Below are 16,401 nucleotides of genomic sequence, written 5' to 3'. Positions count from 1 at the left end.
CCTCATCAGCGCCTTGCAACACACACAATATGTCGAGGTGGAAAAACTGGCCAATTAGCTTCCACGATCTGGACTGAAAAAATTTTTTTATTTTGTGTAACGAAACCACACCCTCACCGCATCGGTACTAATGAAGGCCGCTGAAAACAGTCTTCCTGGGTCTCCCAGAATTACCGGATGGGTATTTTCGTGGGTGACTTTTGCGACGAATATGGGGAATTTTTCGTCGACGATCTATTCGATCAGTTTTCGCTCTTCTGGCCTCGGTGTTGGGGACGCCGAGGCCAGACGAAAAAGATTCGGTTGCACTGCTTAAAAATGAGAACGGGTGCCTGCATGGTAAAATGTGAAACTCGCACAGCGCGAGGCGTATACACATTTCCTGTACCTGTTTTCCTTAGAAAGGTCAGCGGTTGGCAACCAGGGAAGACTTCCAACAGTTGCTGGCGGAAGAGACGCCAGCTCTGTTTCGTCGTGCCCTCCTGCTTTGCCACGACTGGCATTTCGCCGAAGATCTCGTGCAAGAAACGGCAGAGAAAATGCTGAGGCAATGGAAAAAGGTCTCGGCAGCTGAAACTCCGGGCGCTTATTGCCAGCAGATCCTTACGAACATCTTCCTCTCCTTCGCCCGTAAACGTGGCTACCAGGAGACCCCGGTTAATGTTTTTGTCCCCGAGGAAGTCGATCCTTGGGAGTCAATCGACACAGAGTTGAGCGTCGCTAAGGCTTTAGCGACGCTCAGTCCACTGGAACGCGCAGTGGTTATTGGCCGCTATATTGACGACCTCCCGGTCGCTCAGATCGCTTCCATGCTCGGCAAGTCCGAGGCTTGGGTGCGGGTCAGCGCGCACAGAAGCCTCCAGAAGTTGAATTCGCTAGACAGCACAGCAGAGAAGGCGGGTGAGACTAATGCTTGAGAAGCTTGAAGAACTCAAAAATACCCCTGCCCAGCCGCCCGCTTTCACTGACGCGCTCGCCGCGAATGCCTACAAGTCGGCCACCCACGCGCACCTCGTGCATCACGTTGTCATTGCGCTGTCCACCGTTTCCGGCGTCTGCATCGCCGCAGCCTTGGCCTTCGGTCTGGTGAGCGGTCAGCCCGATTCCGACGGCGACATCGCCATCACTCCTGGCCCGACCGCCTCGCGGTCTCGATCAGTGACGCCCAGCGCCACCCCAACGCCGAGCCCGTCCGCTAGTTCTGCGGACGCCCAACCTTCGGGAGCCGAGCCTTCGGCAGCTTCTGCGCCCGTCGTCAGGCCGCAGGACGTGGGCGGTTCTGATACACAGAATTCTTCGCGGAACTCGAACGGTTCTGATGGCCCGCGCGTTGCCCCGCGTAATGCGGGCGAGCTGCCCGATGCTGCTTCCCGGGTGAATGTCCCGACTGCGGCTCCTGAGCAGCCGTCCACGCCTGCGGCCACACCCAGCCACAAGCCTGCGCCGAGCGTAAAGCCCTCGACCGAGCAGACCCCGGCACCGAGCCCGGATAAGTCCGTCACTCCTAAGCCGACGCCGACACCGGAGCCCACTCCGACACCGACTCCGAAACCAACGCCAGATCCTACTCCGGTGCCCACTCCCGAACCGAAGCCGAGCGTGCCCAGCGCACCCAAGTCGTGTTCTGAGGTTGACGGTGCTTTCTCGCCGTTCATCAGGGATAACTCCGAAACCGGACTGGTTGAATGGGGGCTGACGTTCAAGAACAATTCCGACGTCGAATGCGTGATCGACACTAACATTCGCGCTTACCTGAAATGGACGCGTCACGACCCGGATGGCGATAGACAGATCAGCCACGAGAGGGTCTGGCGAGGCGTCAACGAGAAACCGCTAGTGGCGGCCGGTGGCGAATACGAGTTTCGCGCCGACCTGGTTTTCAGCAAAATCGATTCGGCAGAATCCAGCAATTTCCGGGCCTATTTCTGGACCAATTCCAAGCCTGACGACGACCGGAAGAATCCGGAGATCACGACTACGCTCCGCTAGCCTTCGCCTTGTTATTCTTTATCCATGCCAATCAGCGAAGATGAACGCCGCGACGCCCAGGCAAAACTGTCTGCCGCCTATGCGAACAAAATGTTAAGCGACGAAGATTTCAACCGCAGGGTTGAACGGGTTTGGGGCACGCAGGACTCTGCCGAGTTGGCGTTTCTGATCAGTGACCTCAACCAGGGCTATCAATGGCCGCTAGTTCAAGATTCTCACCGCGCCGACGAGGTTGTTAGCAAAAACTATGGTGTCCCTATCAGTTATTCTTCGAAGCCTGGTGAGGCCGGCAGGGAATTTTCTGTTGGCATTTTAAGCGGTCAAGAGATGGTTGGGCCCTGGGTTTGCCCTTCGAGGCACGTCACGGTTTCCGTCATGGGCGGCTGCGAAATAGACCTGCGTTACGCGAAGTTTCAGTCGCAAGAGGTCGAGATTTCGTGTTTGAATCTGATGGGTGGCACAGAGATCACGGTTCCCCCGGAGATGCAGGTCAGCATCAAAGGCTTCGGGATCATGGGCGGTTTCGGCTGGAAGAAGCCGCAGATGGCCTCGCCGTGGCGGGAAACGCCGGAGGGCTCTCCCCGAATCACGATCACCGGTCTGGCTTTGATGGCTGGCGTCGAGGTAATCCGAAAAGAACGTTAACTGTCACGTTCCCGAAGGACAGAGCGCGGCAGTAGCGCTAGCTTTGTGCGAGGCCCATCGCTAGCTTTGTGCGACGCGGCGGCCGCTGAACGCCCTCCCCAACGTAACCTCGTCGGCGTATTCAAGATCGCCACCAACGGGCAGGCCGGATGCCAGCCTGCTGACCTGAACGCCGGGTGTTTCGGCGAGCAGCCTGGTCAGGAAGGTGGCGGTTGCCTCCCCCTCAAGGTTCGGGTTGGTGGCCAGAATGATCTCGGTGACGTTAGTGTCGGACAGCCTCTTGAGCAACTCGGCGATGTGCAGGTCGCCGGGGCCGCGGCCGTCGATCGGGCTGATGGAACCGCCAAGCACGTGGTAGAGCCCACGGAACTCGTGCGTGCGCTCGATGGCGACGACGTCTTTGCTCTCCTCCACCACACAGATTTTCGTGCGGTCGCGGCGGTCGTCGCGACAGATTCGGCACACTTCCTGGTCTGTGACGTTGAAGCAGATCTCGCAGAAGTGCACCTGCTCCTTCACCACGACAAGGGCGCTGGCTAGCGCTTCGACGTCCTCTTTGGGCTGGTCTAGCAGCCAGAAGGCGATGCGCTGGGCGCTCTTCGGGCCGATGCCTGGCAGCCGCCCAAGCTCGTCGATTAGGTCTTGAACTGGTCCGTCGTACAAGTCTTAGAGCCCCATACCGCCGAGGTCCGGCATCAGGGACTGTGCGCGCTCGGTGACCTGGCTGGCGGCGTCGCGGACAGCTGCGATGATCAGGTCAGACAGCGAGTCCAGATCGTCTACGTCGACTGCTTCTGGAGAAATTTTCAGGTCGGTCAACATGCCCTGGCCGCTTACGGTTGCGATGACGAGATCTCCGCCGGCCGTGCCGGTAAACGTCGACTCGGCCAGCTGTTGCTGGGCCTGCTCAAGCTGGGCCTGCATTGCCTGCGCCTGCTGCAGAAGCGCGTTCATGTCCATGCCTTCGGGTAACATCCAATCCCCTTAAAATCTTCTCCGGCGCGGTTTCGTGCCGGCTATTTAGCTTACCTGGTTGTTGTCTGGGTCCGAATCGTCGAAGATCAACTTGCCACCCAGCTTGGAGGTGATCAGCTGGTCGACGCTGACGGTTGGGTCGTCGATGACTTCGTCGTCTAGGGACACGCCTTCGACGACCGCTTCGGAGACTGGCTCCGCATCTTCCTCTTCGGACTCTTGCCTAGGCGAATGCTGCTGACCGTCGTTGGTGACCGTTTTTATTTGCAGATCCGCCCCGATGACGGACTTCAGCGCCTCGAGAAGAACCTCTTGGCTCTCGCCACGCTCGTATGTTTCTAGCGTGCCCGGCGAGTTGAAGCCCAGCGTCAAAACGCCACCCTCCAACGCCACAACGGACGCGTTCTGGCTCAGCAGTGCGTGCGTGAACCGCTTGCGGCGCTTCACCTCTTCGAGGACATTCGGCCAAAGCCGGCGCACGTCCACCACGCTCAGCGGCTCTCCGTCGGGCCTAGCGCCAGATGGTTGCTGAGCGGCCTGCTCTGCCGAATGCTGTTGGGGCGCCGGACGCTGCTGCGGAGCCTGCTGCTGTGCAGGCTGACCCTGATTGCCCCGGTGCGCTGAATCCAAATCTGGTTGCGGAGCTGCCTGCTGGGGGGCAGGTCGTTGCTGTGGCGCCGCCTGCTCGGGGGCCGGGCGCTGCTGCGCTGGCCGCTGCTGGGCAGGTCGTTGCTGCGCGGGTGGCTGGGAACCTTCGGCGGCCGCGGGCCTTTGCTGAACCGGGGTCTGTTGAGCAGGACGGTGCTGGGCTAGCCTCTGCTGCACTGGCTGGGCGGCACCCTGCGGAGACTTCCTCTGATCTGGCTGCGCCTGCTGAGCATGCTGCGGCTCGGAGTGCCTGCCTCCACTGCGCGCCGGCATCTGCGGCATGTCCAGCCTGCGTTCAATGCGATCCAGCCTGGCGTTGATTCCCGCGTCGTCGTTATCGGCGGCCGGCAACAAAACCCGCGCGCAGACCAATTCCAGGTTGAGCCTGGGCGCGGTGGTGCCGCGAATCTGCGTCAAACCGGTTGCGAAAACCTCGGCCGCGCGAGTCACCTCGCCGGCACCCAGCGCACCCGCCTGAGACGTCAACCGCTGGGCTTGATCGTCGGAAACGTCGATAAGGCCGGAGCTGATGGCGTCGGGCACCTGAGCGACGATCACCAAATCGCGCATTCGCTGCAACAGATCCTCGGCGAACCGCCTGGGATCCTGACCGACCTCGATCACCTTGTCGATGGTCTTGAACACGCCCTTACCGTCGCCGGCGGCGAAGGCGTCGACGATCTCATCGAGCAGGGCATCGGGCGTGTAGCCGAGCAGACCCGCCGCCTGCTGATAGCTAACCTCACCCTTATCGGCAGCGCCGAGCAACTGGTCGAGCACAGAAAGCGCGTCACGAACCGAGCCCGCACCCGCGCGGACAACCAGCGGCAGGACGCCCTTCTCCACCTGGACGTTCTCGGCCTCACAGATCTCCTCAAGGTAGCTGGTCAGAATTCGCGGCGGAACCAGCCGGAACGGATAGTGGTGGGTTCGCGAACGAATCGTGCCGATGACCTTCTCCGGCTCGGTGGTGGCGAAAATGAACTTGACGTGCGGCGGCGGCTCCTCAACCAGCTTCAGCAGAGCGTTGAAGCCCTGCGGCGTGACCATATGGGCCTCGTCGACGATGTAAACCTTGTAGCGGCTGGCGACCGGGGCAAAAAATGCGCGTTCGCGAAGCTCACGGGCGTCGTCCACACCGCCGTGGCTAGCCGCGTCGATCTCGATGACGTCAATGGAGCCTGGCCCGCCCGTCGCCAGATCTACACAAGACTGGCAGACGCCACACGGGTGCGCAGTCGGGCCCTGTTCGCAGTTAAGACAGCGGGCCAAGATTCGCGCGGACGTGGTTTTACCGCAACCGCGGGGGCCGCTGAACAGATATGCGTGATTGACCTTGTTATTTTCGATCGCCCTCATCAAAGGTTTGGTGACGTGATCCTGACCGATGACTTCCTCGAACGAGTCCGGGCGGTAACGCCGATACAGCGCCAAGTGTGCGTCGTCTTCCTCATCGGCGACGGCCTCAACCTGGTTCTGCAGCTCGGTTTTCTCGACCATCTCGGTCACCTGATCCGGAGGAGCGGGCTCCTCGTCCTCGTCGATCGGGACGACCTGCTCTTCTTGCGACAGCTGAGCAACCTCGGCAGGCGGCTCGTGGTTCACCGGAGGTTGGGGGGCGTCAAAAAGCCCCGGACCGTCCTGCTCAAAGAAATTATCGGGCAGTTCGGCTTCCGGTTGGGTGCCGTAGTCGTCGTATTCGGGGTCGGAGTCAATCACGTCATAAAGCCTAGAGTCCCCCACTGACATTTTCGATATCGCTCTGAAAAGTTGGGCAAAATCCCGTCCCGCCCAGGTAGGCACCCACGAACTGTGTGACAAAACATGGCCGCTAACTATAAAAATCTGGCAATGCGGCGCAATAAAACCTTCTGGCTAGGCACTTTACAAAAGGAAGCAAGAAAGACTGGCCCTGACAGACCACGTCTTGTCGGAACCCGCCAAAATAAAACCCAAAGTTCAAAGGACTACAGTCAGAGGGTTTTAGGCATAAAAAGGGGTTCCCCGCGCACCCGGTAGAGCTCACTTACCCTTGCTGCCTTCCGACCCTGGGGGAGTTGGGCGAGATTCCGCCGCGCGGAGAACCTTGATAAAGGTTAGCACATCAAATACATACCTACCGCATCCACTCATTTGACTAACCCGCGCACCTATCCGTTAAGATGGTCCGCGGAGGATTCGCCTAGAGGCCTATGGCGCTCGCTTGGAAAGCGGGTTGGGTTCACGCCCTCACGAGTTCGAATCTCGTATCCTCCGCCATTCGAGTTGAAGCCCCCGTCTGGGGGCTTTCACTTTTTCTAGCCGAGGCGTCCGCCTCACCGGACGAGTGGCCCGCCGTACCCGGATCTGACGACGGTCGAGGCAGAAGAAAATCATGCACTGGTTAATACTGATCGTCTCCGGAATGCTCGAATCCGTCTGGGCCACCGCGCTCTCCCAGTTGTCCCAAGGCAACAAGCTGCTCTGGAGTTCCGTCTTTCTCGCCGCCTGCGGTGCGTCGATGGGCGGGCTCGCCTACGCCCTCCGCGCGATCCCCGTCGGCACTGGCTATGCCGTCTGGGCCGGCTGCGGAGCGATCACCACCACCCTCGTCGGAATCATCTTCCTCAGCGAACCCGTAACCGTCGCCCGCATCGTGTGCCTAGCGTTAATTGTGACGGGAATCGTCGGGCTGCAGCTGTTCCACTAATCCCGAATCCCACAACCTCCATTAGCTGCCAGACCAGCAACCGCCCCGAAGCAGTCGGGTCAGCAGCCGACCTTGAACGTCCAGGCCAACCACCAACCGAGAACGTCCAGACCTACAACGACGTCGACGAAAAACAACGGGGACGGAAAAGTCCGTAGACGAGCTTTTATGCACCCGTTAAAAATTCTCAAGTTAGCGGGAACCAAAAGATCTGACTACAAGCTTTTCGGTTCCCGCTAATGCGTCGGAAATTAAAGAGAACCAAAAGGTCCGACTATGAACTTTCCTGCACCCGTTAATCAGTTTTGACGATCAGGTTCCAGAGCACTCGGGTGCCGAACTCTACGGATTCGACGGGGACGCGCTCGTCTACGCCGTGGAACATGCGCGCGAACTCGTAGCCTTCTGGCAGTTTGAGCGGGACGAAGCCGTAGCCGGAGATGCCCAGCCAAGAGAACGACTTGTTGTCGGTGCCTGCGGACATGCAGTAGGGAACGAGTCGGGCGCCGGGATCTTCGGCGGAAAGCGCGTCGGCCATTTCTTGAACAAATGGCGTATCGATAGGCGCCTCGACTGCGGTGCCGGTTTTGTTGACGATCAGTTGGGCGTCGTCGCCGCATAGCTCGCGGATTTTGTCGAGGGAGCTTTCCTGGTGGCCGGGCAGGAATCTGCAGTCGATCTGCGCGGTGGCTACAGAAGGTATGACGTTTCCGAGGTCGCCGGCGCTCAGACTGGTGAGGTTCGATGTGTTGGACAGCGTGGCCTCGACAAACGGCTTGGCGGCACCGAGAAGCCCGAGCACTTGGGCGGGATCGTCGATTCCGGTTATCTCAGTCAGGCCGTCAAACATGGACCTGACGGTGGTTACGTATTCCTGCGGCCAGGAGTATTCGGCGATGCGAGTCAGGGCGCGAGACAGCTTGGCGATGGCGTTGTCGTCGTTCCTAAGGGACCCGTGGCCGGCGGTGCCCGTCGCCTTGATGGTGGCCCAGTGGAAACCCTTCTCGGCGGTCTGCAGCAGGTAGGCACGTTTGCTGTCGCCGTCGGGTGTGGGCAGCGAAACTGAGTAGCCACCGACCTCGCTGATGGCCTGATTGCAGCCGGCGAAAAGTTCCGGATGGTTGCGCACTAGCCAGCGCGCACCGTTCCAGCCACCGGCCTCCTCGTCTGCGAGGAAGGCGAAGACGAGGTCGCGGCTGGGCACGATCTCGTCACGGGCAATTTTGCGGACGATGGCCAGCATCATGCCAACCATCTCCTTCATGTCGACCGCTCCCCTGCCCCAAATGCAACCGTCTTTTATTTCGCCGCTGAACGGGTCGACGCTCCAGTCGTGCGGGTCTGCGGGAACCGCATCGAGGTGGCCGTGGACGAGCAGACCGTCACGGGATTTCCCGGCGATCTGCACGACGACGCTGTGGCGTTTGGGTGCTGCAACGAAAGTCTCTCCGCTCAGCCCCACCTCCGCCAGGCGGTCTAGAACGTATTGCGCGGCCTCTTCTTCTCCTGGGCCGGTGCCGTCGCCGTAGTTTGAGGTGTCAATCCTGATCAATTCTTGCGTGAAGCGAATCGCCTCTTCGCATAATTCGATTAGATCCGTGTTTTCCATCTCATCCCTTCGGTTTGGACTATTTCCATCTTCTTCGAAAATTTCGTCTGGAAAAAATTTTGTTAGCGCTTTTTGAGGTTTTCCTTTCACGCTTTGAGCGGAAGAAGGGGGTCGAACGAGCGCAGCCAGCGTAACAAAGAGGGTTAATTTGTTCGGTCTGCACAATTTAGTGCGCATAACTTTTTAGTCTCTGGCATATGCGCCTTGAGCGTTTTATTAGCGTTCGCCTATAAAATTAAATTCACATTTCTAGGCATTTTCAGAAAGCGGTTACGGATGTCTTTCCTGGACTACTCGAACACTCGGGATCTAACCTACTGGCGCAAATTTGAGGAACGCGAGTCGGACTGGCGAAACGGCGCGTGTATCTATCAGATCATCGTGGACAGGTTCGTCCCTGCGGCCAATCTTGACGCCAAGAGGCATCTGTATGAGCGCCCGAAGCAGCTGCACGACTGGTCGGAGGAACCCCGGAAGGGCCACTACCTGCACGAGCACGAGGTGTGGAACCACGAGCTAGATTTCTGGGGTGGCGACCTGCAGAGCACCCGCAGCCGCATCGATTATCTTAAGTTTTTGGACGTCGACGTCCTCTACACCACCCCGATTAACCCGGCCTGGACCAATCACGGCTACGACGGAATCAGCTACCGGGGCGTCCGCAATGAATACGGCACCATGGACGATTTCCGCGCGCTGGCTAAAGATCTACACGACAACAATCTGCGGCTGATTCTAGACGGCGTCTTCAACCACTTGGGACGCAAGTCGCTGGCTTTTCAGGAACAGCCAAACCCCGATAACGCGAGCCGCAGCTGGTTCGAGATCGACCCGAACCTGCCCGATGGCTCACGGAACTGGGCGAATGTGCGAAACCTTCCGGAGCTGGTTTTGGAGAATCCTGCGGTTGCGAAGCATCTGTGGTCGGGCGCGGATTCGGTGGTGCGTTCGTGGCTGCGCGAGGGCGCGGACGGGTGGCGCCTGGATGTGTCCTACGAGCTGGGCATGTATTTCTTGGGCAAGATCACCCAGGCCGCGCACCAAGAAAAGCCAAAGTCGCTGGTTCTCGGCGAGATGCCTAACTGGCCGGCCGAATGGTTCCCCGAATTGGACGGAGTGCTGAATTTCCCGCTGCGCGAGATAATCATTCGCGTTGCCGACGGTCGCATCAGCTCAGCACAGGGTCAGCGGATGATGGAGCGCATGTTCGACGAATGCGATTTCGAGCACATGCTCAAGTCGTGGGTTTACCTGGACAATCACGACACCGCCCGCATCACGCACGTGTTGCCGAACGAGCGGGAGCGTCGCCTGGCGATTTTCCTGCAGTTCACGCTGCCAGGGTCGGTGAACCTCTACTACGGCACGGAGCTCGGCATGACCGGCGGCGAAGAGCCTGAGTCCCGAGCCCCGATGCGCTGGGATCTGGCGAACGATTCCAACCAGACGCTCGCCCTATACCGCGACTTGATCAAACTGCGTCGCGAACACCGCGCGCTGCGCATCGGCGATCTGAACTGGCTGGTTGCCGAGAAGCTGCTGGGCTTCGAGCGCCGCACGAACCGCGTTAAGGATTCGGTCTTCGTCATCGCCAACCCCGGCAAGGAGACGGTTACCGAGACGGTTCTGCTCGCCAACTCGAAACTGATGGATCACGCGCTGCTGCTCGACGAGTTCACCGGACAGCGCCTCGAGATCATGCGTTCGATGGTCGACATCACGTTGGAGCCGGGCCAGGTTGCGGTGTTGACGCCGCTGGTCGAGCCGGTTGACGGCTACTCGCCGTATAAGCGAATCCACTAAAGGATAAAGGGCGGGACCTTTGGGCACCACCCTTTATCTATACGGAAAGTTTCAGTTTTTCGAGCTCGGACTTCGTGTCTTCTGGGTCAAAGTCGAGGTTAGCCGCGTGGCCGCGTCCGAAGAACAGCATGACGAGTTCGCCCGGCTCACCGGAGATCGTCATCGGGTTTTCGCCAAGCGAAACGGACTCGGAGGCCCCTCCCCACTGGCCCTCTCGGTGCAGGATCAGGCCCCTCTTGAAACCTCTGAGCCTTACTTTCGCAAGTTTTTTGACTGCCGACCAGAGCGCGTCGTCGAGATCTTTGGGCAAGGTTCGGGGATCGTTGTCGCCGTCGCCGCGTCGCAAGTCCTCGTGGTGGACGAAGCACTCCAGCGTGTTACCAAGTTCGTTTACCTTGGAAATCTTGAAGACCCCGCGTGGGCCAGCGGCGTACTTATCGACGAGGTCGTCGAAGTCGTAGCTTCTTTTGACCTCCTCCATTTTTCTGATGGTCTGCTTGGCCAACGGCGGAAAAAACATGCCGACAACCGCGATCGGGTCGGTTTCGCGCAGCCAAAGATGGGCAAGCAGGTCATGGGCAGACCAGCCATCGCAAAGTGTCGCTGCATCCGGGCCGACGGCGTGCAGCGTGTCGGCCAGTTTCTTGCGTTCAGAATTCGCCAAACTCATATCTCCACGCTATCCAGCCGGGCAACTGAGGCGTAAGAAAAACAAAAGGTGCCCAAAGAGAAATAAAAATTGTCAGAGGGCTAGATTATGTTAAATAGTCAGGGACTCCAGAGTAGGGTTAGTGTCCCTTTTAGTTCCGACTGGACGAAAGGCCAGCGGCTAGAGAAGTTTCGATTAGCAAGGACAATCTGATGAACCTCGAAAAAGTGGTGTTTGGTTTCTTCATCACTATGGCTGCGGCCCTCAACTTCGGATTCTGGTACGGGCCGATTTCCGAGCCGGCGATGCACAATGGCGCTGAGCTGATGGCCGCTTTGGTGACGAGCTTGATCGCCACGGTGCTCAAGTTCGGCGATCGAACCCAGCTCGGCGCGGTGCACCTGTCAACCAGCCTGGTTGCCGACCTGCAGCTAATTGTTGGCGTAATCGTCTGGGTGATCTGCTCTGAGATGACCACCACCGGTCTGACGTCAACGCACATCTCCGTCGTAGTTTCGCTGTCTGCAGGCGCGATGCTGGCCAACGCGGTCTCAGTAGTTTTGATGGTCGGCGAATTGTTGCAAGCACGCAGGTAGCGCTCAAAGATATGCAGACTCACGATCGCGATTTGAGGAAGCAGGGCGTCATATCTGACGTTTTCTACCTCGTCATGCGCAGGATGCGATTCCCCATCCTGTTGCTGATCGCAGCTTTTGCTGTAGCCACTGCCGGTTACACGATCATTCCGAGCACGGATGAGCTTGGCAACCTGGTGGATCCGCTGAACCCGTTCGAGGCCTTCTACGTCGTGGTTTACACGGCAACCACGATCGGCTTCGGTGAAATCCCGATTCCGTTCAACGCGGCCCAGCGAATGTGGACGCTGTTCACGGTGTTGCTGACTGTTAGCTGTTGGACGTATTCGCTGTTTGCGATCATCGGGCTGCTGCAGGATAAGGCGTTTGGCGAGACGCTACGGGCTGCACGTTTCAGCCGCAGGGTAAAGGCCATTAGGGAACCGTTTTATATCGTTTGTGGTGTTGGAGAGACCGGCATCCTGGTGATGCACGGCCTCGACCACCTGAACCTACGTTTCGTCGTCATTGATAAGCAGGAAGAGAAAATTAGCCGGCTGCGCCTGGAGGATTTCTCCGTGGATTTTCCTGCTTTGACCGGCGACGCCTCCAAACCGGATGCGCTTGTTTCGGCAGGTCTGATGAGCCGCTACTGCAAGGGTGTGGTTGCGCTTGCGGAGGACGACTCGGTTAACCAGGCAATTGCCGTCACCGTCCGCCTTTTGGCTCCGAAGGTGGCCGTCTTGGCTCGAATCCGCAACGCCGAGACCGAAACGCACTTGGGTGTGTTCGGCGGCGACCTGGTCATCAACCCGTTCGAACGTTTCAGCGACAATCTGGCGTCCGCCATCACGACGCCCGAGCGTTATCGCCTGCGCACCACACTCACAGGCCTAACCGGCGACCCGATCAGCCAGATCCACTACCCGCCCGCCGGCCACTGGATCGTCTGCAGCTACGGACGGTTTGGCCGCGAGATGACCGATAGCCTGCGCGTGGTTGGTGTGACGGTGACCGTCGTCGACAGCCAATACTTCGAGGATGGCGGGGTTGATGTTAACGGCACCGGCACCAAGAGCGACGACCTGAAGAAGGCAGGTATTGACCACGCCCTCGGTCTGGTTGCCGGTAGCGATTCGGACACCCGAAACCTGGCGATCGGTGTGACGGCCAGGGCGCTACGACACGACTTGTTCATCGTCACCAGGCAGAATCTCCGGGCCAACAAGCCGCTTTTCGACGCGTTCGCGACGAACGTTGTCATGGAGCCGAGCCGTATCGTCGCTCAAGAGTTCCTGGCCAGAATCACTACCCCGCTGCTGAGCAGGTTCCTGCGTTTCTTCCCGCAGCTTTCCGAAGCCGAATGTCACAAGCTGACGGAAAAGCTGCTTCTGCTCGACCACGGCAGGATCCCCGAAATCTGGGATCTTGTCATCTCCAACCGTCGCACCCCTGCTGTCTTCGAGGCGATGCAACAAGACCGCCCGTTCACAGTGCGTCACCTGCTCACAGACCCGCACAACCGAGAAGAACTTTCCGATGCGATGGTGTTATTCGTTCGCCGGGGCACACAGAACATTGTGCTTCCGGAATTCGACTACGAGTTTCAACCGGGCGACCGCGTTCTGCTGGCGGGCTCTTCGCGGGCGAAGATAGACACAGAAGTTGGTCTTACTAACCCGATGGAACTTGCGTACATTCAAACCGGCGTCGACCGCTCCGGCGGCTGGCTGTGGGGCAAGCTCGCCGGCTTGCGCACCAAAAAGAACGACACGGTCAAAAAGGACACCGAGGACGAGATCGACATCGACGAAGATCTGACCACCGGGGAGCTCGGGGTAATCAGGGACGACGAATAGCTTTTAGTAACCGGCTACCCTTGATAGTCGTGACGTAGGGAGTGGTTTTGACTTACCAAGATGCGCAGCCCACCAAGGAGCTCGAACGCGTAGTCATCAGGTTCGCAGGCGATTCCGGTGACGGAATGCAGTTGACGGGCAACCGTTTCGGTGTCGAGTCGGCGAGGCTGGGTAACGACATCGTCACGCTCCCCGACTATCCGGCCGAGATCCGCGCCCCGCGCGGCACGATCGGCGGGGTCTCTAGTTTCCAGCTTCAATTCGCCAGCACCGACATCTCGACGCCTGGTGAAACCGCCGACGCGCTGGTTGCCATGAACCCGGCGGCGTTGAAGAAGAGCTTCGACCTTGTGAAGCGCGGTGGGCTGGTGATCGTCGACAAGTCGGAGTTCACCGCACGCAACATCAAGAATGCGGGTTACAACGCCGATCCGCGCACCGACGGATCGTTGGCCAATTACCAGCTGGTTGAGGTGGACATCACTTCCCTGACCAGGGGCGCTGTCGAGCAGTTCGAGCTGGGCCGCAAGGGCGCGGACCGGTGCAGGAACATGTTTGCGCTTGGCCTGGTCAACTGGCTCTACAGTCGTCCAAACAAGCCAACGGAAGCATGGCTTGGGGAAAAATTTTCCAAGAATCCGGCGGTTAGGGACGCCAACGTTGCCGCGCTTAGAGCCGGCCACGCCTACGGCGAAACCGTAGAGGCTTTCGCGGTTCGCTATCGCGTCGAGCAGGCCAATCTGCCGCCCGGGCGCTACCGACAGGTCAGTGGCACGCAGGCCCTGGCGCTTGGTCTATTGGCAGCGGCGAACAAGTCTGGCCGCCAGCTGTTCTTCAGCGCCTACCCGATCACTCCCGCCACCGATCTGCTGCAGGACATGGCCAAGCGCAAAGCGCAGGGCGTCATGACGTTCCAGGCCGAGGACGAGATCGCCGCGGCGGGGGCTGCGCTGGGCGCAAGCTACGGCGGCGCGCTGGGCGTCACCTCCACTTCGGGGCCGGGGTTCGTGCTCAAACAAGAGGTCGTGAATCTGGCCGTCATGACAGAGCTGCCGCTGGTGATCGTCGACGTCATGCGGGCGGGCCCATCGACGGGCATGCCCACCAAAACCGAGCAGTCCGACCTGTTGGACGCGATGTGGGGCCGCTCGGGCGAATCCCCGTTGCCGGTTTTCGCCGCGCGCACCCCGTCGGACTGCTTCCGCGCTGCTTTCCAGGCCTGCAAGGTGGCGCTCGAGGCGCGCACGCCAGTCGTGCTGCTGGTGGATGCCTACCTCGCCAATGGCACCCAGCCGTGGCGCTATCCGAGCCCCGCTGATCTGCCCAGCATCGAGCCAAATTTTGCTACGGAAAACAACAACCAGGACAAAAAATTCCTGCCCTATCTGCGCGACGAAAAACTGGCCCGCGCGTGGGCCCTGCCCGGCGTGGCCGGCACGGAGCATCGAATCGGCGGCATCGAGAAGGACCACGAAACCGGCGACATTTCCTATGCCCCCGCCAACCACGACGAGATGGTGCGCACCAGGGCGGAGAAGATAGCCCGCATCGAGGTGCCGGACGCCTACGTCGACGACCCGGACGGCGCGGATGTGGCAGTGGTCGGCTGGGGTTCGACGTGGGGCGCGATAGCCACGGCCGTCGAGATCGTGCGGGCTAGGGCCGGCAAGATCGCGCACATTCATCTGGATTCGCTGAACCCGCTGCCGGCCAACCTCGGCGACGTGCTACACAGCTACAAGAAAGTTGTGGTGGCCGAGGTGAATCTGGGCCAGCTTTGCATGATCTTGCGCGCGAAATATCTGGTTGCTGCCGAGAACTACAACCGGGTGCGCGGGCTGCCGCTGGCCGCCAGCGAGCTATCCGACTTCCTGCTAGAAAAATGCGAGGCGAGCAATGAGTAACGGCCTGACCGGCGTGCCGCTGGCCATCAACCCACTGAGCCGCAAAGATTTCGTCAGCGACCAGGACGTACGCTGGTGCCCGGGCTGCGGCGATTACGCGATCCTCTCCGCCTTCCAGCAGTTGATGCCGAACCTGGGCATACGCAAGGAAAACACCGTCACCATCTCGGGCATCGGCTGCTCGTCGAGGTTCCCGTACTACGTCGATTCGTTCGGCATGCACACCATTCATGGGCGCGCGCTGACGCTAGCCACCGGGCTGGCGATGACCCGCAGCGACCTGGCCGTGTTCGTGATCACCGGCGACGGAGACGCGCTTTCCATCGGCGGCAATCATCTGATTCACGCGCTGCGGCGCAACGTCAACCTGACCGTGGTGCTTTTCAACAACGAGATTTACGGCCTGACGAAGGGCCAGTTCTCCCCCACTAGCGTGCTCGGGAAGGTGACCAAGACGTCGCCAATGGGCACGGTCGAGCCGCCGGTTAACGCGTCTGCGCTAGCGCTTGGGGCCGGGGCGACTTTCGTCGCGAGGGTGTTGGCGTCGGACCGCAAGCGGATGTCTCAGGTGCTCGAAAAGGCCGCAAAGCACCGAGGTGCCAGCCTGGTTGAGGTGTACCAAAACTGCCCGATCTTCAACGATGGCGCGTTCGAGGACGTCAACTCCGATGGGCTGATTTGGCTCGAGGACGGCCAACCGGCCGTCACCGCCAATGGCAAGCTGGGAGTTGTCGCTGGACCCGATGGCATTGGGCTGGCCGACGCGTCGGGCGCGGACGTCATCAGCCACAATCCGCACATCGCCAACCCAAGCAGGGCGTTCGAGCTCAGTCAGCTGTCCAGTGCAGAACGTCCGGACGTTTCCGTAGCCGGCATCCTGCGCGAGGTGGAGGCCCCGACGTTCGACGACCTGAGCCGCGCCCAAGTGGATATCGGCTGCCCGAGGCCGTGGGGCGAGAACCCGCTGCAGCCGGCGCCTGCGTTGACCGACGATCAACTCGCGGAGGCGATTGCCGGCCCAGACACCTGGGTGATCGACTAGAAATTTGGGGACTG

14 protein-coding genes, 1 tRNA gene and 1 other RNA gene are annotated in these 16,401 nt (G+C 59.8%); 10 read left to right on the top strand and 6 right to left on the bottom strand.

Annotation, left to right across the window (positions count from 1 at the left end; all coding sequences use genetic code 11):
* Window positions 1–413: 413 nt before the first annotated feature.
* The 3 genes from G556_RS09715 to G556_RS10880 are packed head-to-tail and all read left to right on the top strand — an operon-like array spanning window position 414 to window position 2,634.
* Window positions 414–917: an RNA polymerase sigma factor gene (locus G556_RS09715; protein WP_036915345.1), complete on the top strand. Its 504-nt coding sequence runs from the start codon at window positions 414–416 to the stop codon at window positions 915–917.
* Window positions 910–1,989 carry a hypothetical protein gene (locus G556_RS11350; protein ID WP_028821413.1) on the top strand — a complete coding sequence of 360 codons (1,080 nt, stop codon included), beginning with the start codon at window positions 910–912 and terminating at the stop codon, window positions 1,987–1,989. Before G556_RS09715 ends, G556_RS11350 begins: the two co-directional genes overlap by 8 nt.
* A 24-nt stretch (window positions 1,990–2,013) precedes the next feature.
* Window positions 2,014–2,634, top strand: coding sequence for a DUF1707 SHOCT-like domain-containing protein (locus tag G556_RS10880; RefSeq protein ID WP_028821412.1), 621 nt, complete (start codon window positions 2,014–2,016; stop codon window positions 2,632–2,634).
* 60 nt (window positions 2,635–2,694) lie between these two features.
* Here the strand turns inward: G556_RS10880 and recR are convergent, their stop codons facing one another.
* From recR to ffs, 4 genes are all read right to left on the bottom strand, one after another.
* Window positions 2,695–3,297 (bottom strand): recombination mediator RecR, encoded by a 603-nt coding sequence (recR, locus tag G556_RS0100810; protein ID WP_024111409.1) that lies wholly within the window; start codon window positions 3,295–3,297, stop codon window positions 2,695–2,697.
* Between the two features lie 3 nt (window positions 3,298–3,300).
* Complete coding sequence (locus G556_RS0100805; RefSeq protein ID WP_016456775.1) at window positions 3,301–3,609, bottom strand: YbaB/EbfC family nucleoid-associated protein; 309 nt, start codon at window positions 3,607–3,609, stop codon at window positions 3,301–3,303.
* 45 nt (window positions 3,610–3,654) lie between these two features.
* A complete protein-coding gene (locus tag G556_RS0100800) occupies window positions 3,655–6,006 on the bottom strand; it encodes a DNA polymerase III subunit gamma and tau (RefSeq protein WP_036915334.1) in 2,352 nt (783 codons plus the stop codon).
* Window positions 6,007–6,249: 243 nt separating this feature from the next.
* Window positions 6,250–6,346: signal recognition particle sRNA small type (gene ffs, locus G556_RS11170), an RNA gene on the bottom strand.
* 82 nt (window positions 6,347–6,428) lie between these two features.
* Here ffs and G556_RS0100795 point away from each other — a divergent pair.
* Both G556_RS0100795 and G556_RS0100790 read left to right on the top strand, forming a co-directional pair.
* Window positions 6,429–6,516 (top strand) — tRNA-Ser (locus G556_RS0100795).
* Window positions 6,517–6,631: 115 nt separating this feature from the next.
* Window positions 6,632–6,946 (top strand): DMT family transporter, encoded by a 315-nt coding sequence (locus G556_RS0100790; RefSeq protein WP_016456777.1) that lies wholly within the window; start codon window positions 6,632–6,634, stop codon window positions 6,944–6,946.
* A 295-nt stretch (window positions 6,947–7,241) separates the two neighbouring features.
* Here G556_RS0100790 and G556_RS0100785 read toward each other — a convergent pair whose 3' ends face one another.
* Entirely contained in the window at window positions 7,242–8,555 is a 1,314-nt protein-coding gene (locus G556_RS0100785) for a M20/M25/M40 family metallo-hydrolase (RefSeq protein ID WP_016456778.1), read from the bottom strand.
* 276 nt (window positions 8,556–8,831) lie between these two features.
* On the opposite strand from G556_RS0100785, the gene G556_RS09705 reads away from it, so the two are divergent.
* A complete protein-coding gene (locus G556_RS09705) occupies window positions 8,832–10,358 on the top strand; it encodes an alpha-amylase family glycosyl hydrolase (RefSeq protein ID WP_051176507.1) in 1,527 nt (508 codons plus the stop codon).
* A gap of 37 nt (window positions 10,359–10,395) precedes the next feature.
* Here G556_RS09705 and G556_RS09700 read toward each other — a convergent pair whose 3' ends face one another.
* Window positions 10,396–11,028, bottom strand: a complete 633-nt coding sequence (locus G556_RS09700; protein ID WP_051176506.1) for a TIGR03085 family metal-binding protein — start codon at window positions 11,026–11,028, stop codon at window positions 10,396–10,398.
* Between the two features lie 191 nt (window positions 11,029–11,219).
* Between G556_RS09700 and G556_RS0100770 the strand changes: the two genes are divergently transcribed.
* From G556_RS0100770 to G556_RS0100755, 4 genes are read left to right on the top strand one after another with little or no spacing between them, the layout of a single operon-like run.
* Window positions 11,220–11,603, top strand: coding sequence for a DUF6394 family protein (locus G556_RS0100770; protein ID WP_016456781.1), 384 nt, complete (start codon window positions 11,220–11,222; stop codon window positions 11,601–11,603).
* An 11-nt stretch (window positions 11,604–11,614) separates the two neighbouring features.
* Window positions 11,615–13,441 (top strand): NAD-binding protein, encoded by a 1,827-nt coding sequence (locus tag G556_RS0100765; protein WP_028821410.1) that lies wholly within the window; start codon window positions 11,615–11,617, stop codon window positions 13,439–13,441.
* 41 nt (window positions 13,442–13,482) lie between these two features.
* Window positions 13,483–15,345 carry a 2-oxoacid:acceptor oxidoreductase subunit alpha gene (locus G556_RS0100760; protein ID WP_028821409.1) on the top strand — a complete coding sequence of 621 codons (1,863 nt, stop codon included), beginning with the start codon at window positions 13,483–13,485 and terminating at the stop codon, window positions 15,343–15,345.
* Window positions 15,338–16,387, top strand: a complete 1,050-nt coding sequence (locus G556_RS0100755; RefSeq protein ID WP_028821408.1) for a 2-oxoacid:ferredoxin oxidoreductase subunit beta — start codon at window positions 15,338–15,340, stop codon at window positions 16,385–16,387. The genes G556_RS0100760 and G556_RS0100755 overlap by 8 nt, the downstream gene beginning before the upstream one ends.
* Window positions 16,388–16,401 lie beyond the last annotated feature (14 nt).

The sequence above is a fragment of the Propionimicrobium lymphophilum DSM 4903 genome, assembly GCF_000423485.1.
Taxonomy (GTDB): domain Bacteria; phylum Actinomycetota; class Actinomycetes; order Propionibacteriales; family Propionibacteriaceae; genus Propionimicrobium; species Propionimicrobium lymphophilum.
Note: the sequence above shows the minus strand (reverse complement) of the source record. Positions and strands in the feature narration are given on the sequence as shown.

Excerpts from the sequence above, each read along its gene's own strand:
- G556_RS09705 (WP_051176507.1), top strand. The coding sequence starts at position 8,832 with ATGTCTTTCCTGGACTACTCGAACACTCGGGATCTAACCTACTGGCGC.
- G556_RS0100755 (WP_028821408.1), top strand. The coding sequence starts at position 15,338 with ATGAGTAACGGCCTGACCGGCGTGCCGCTGGCCATCAACCCACTGAGC.
- G556_RS09700 (WP_051176506.1), bottom strand. The coding sequence starts at position 11,028 with ATGAGTTTGGCGAATTCTGAACGCAAGAAACTGGCCGACACGCTGCAC.
- G556_RS0100800 (WP_036915334.1), bottom strand. The coding sequence starts at position 6,006 with ATGTCAGTGGGGGACTCTAGGCTTTATGACGTGATTGACTCCGACCCC.
- G556_RS0100770 (WP_016456781.1), top strand. The coding sequence starts at position 11,220 with ATGAACCTCGAAAAAGTGGTGTTTGGTTTCTTCATCACTATGGCTGCG.
- G556_RS0100765 (WP_028821410.1), top strand. The coding sequence starts at position 11,615 with ATGCAGACTCACGATCGCGATTTGAGGAAGCAGGGCGTCATATCTGAC.
- G556_RS11350 (WP_028821413.1), top strand. The coding sequence starts at position 910 with ATGCTTGAGAAGCTTGAAGAACTCAAAAATACCCCTGCCCAGCCGCCC.
- G556_RS0100805 (WP_016456775.1), bottom strand. The coding sequence starts at position 3,609 with ATGTTACCCGAAGGCATGGACATGAACGCGCTTCTGCAGCAGGCGCAG.
- G556_RS0100785 (WP_016456778.1), bottom strand. The coding sequence starts at position 8,555 with ATGGAAAACACGGATCTAATCGAATTATGCGAAGAGGCGATTCGCTTC.
- G556_RS10880 (WP_028821412.1), top strand. The coding sequence starts at position 2,014 with ATGCCAATCAGCGAAGATGAACGCCGCGACGCCCAGGCAAAACTGTCT.
- G556_RS0100790 (WP_016456777.1), top strand. The coding sequence starts at position 6,632 with ATGCACTGGTTAATACTGATCGTCTCCGGAATGCTCGAATCCGTCTGG.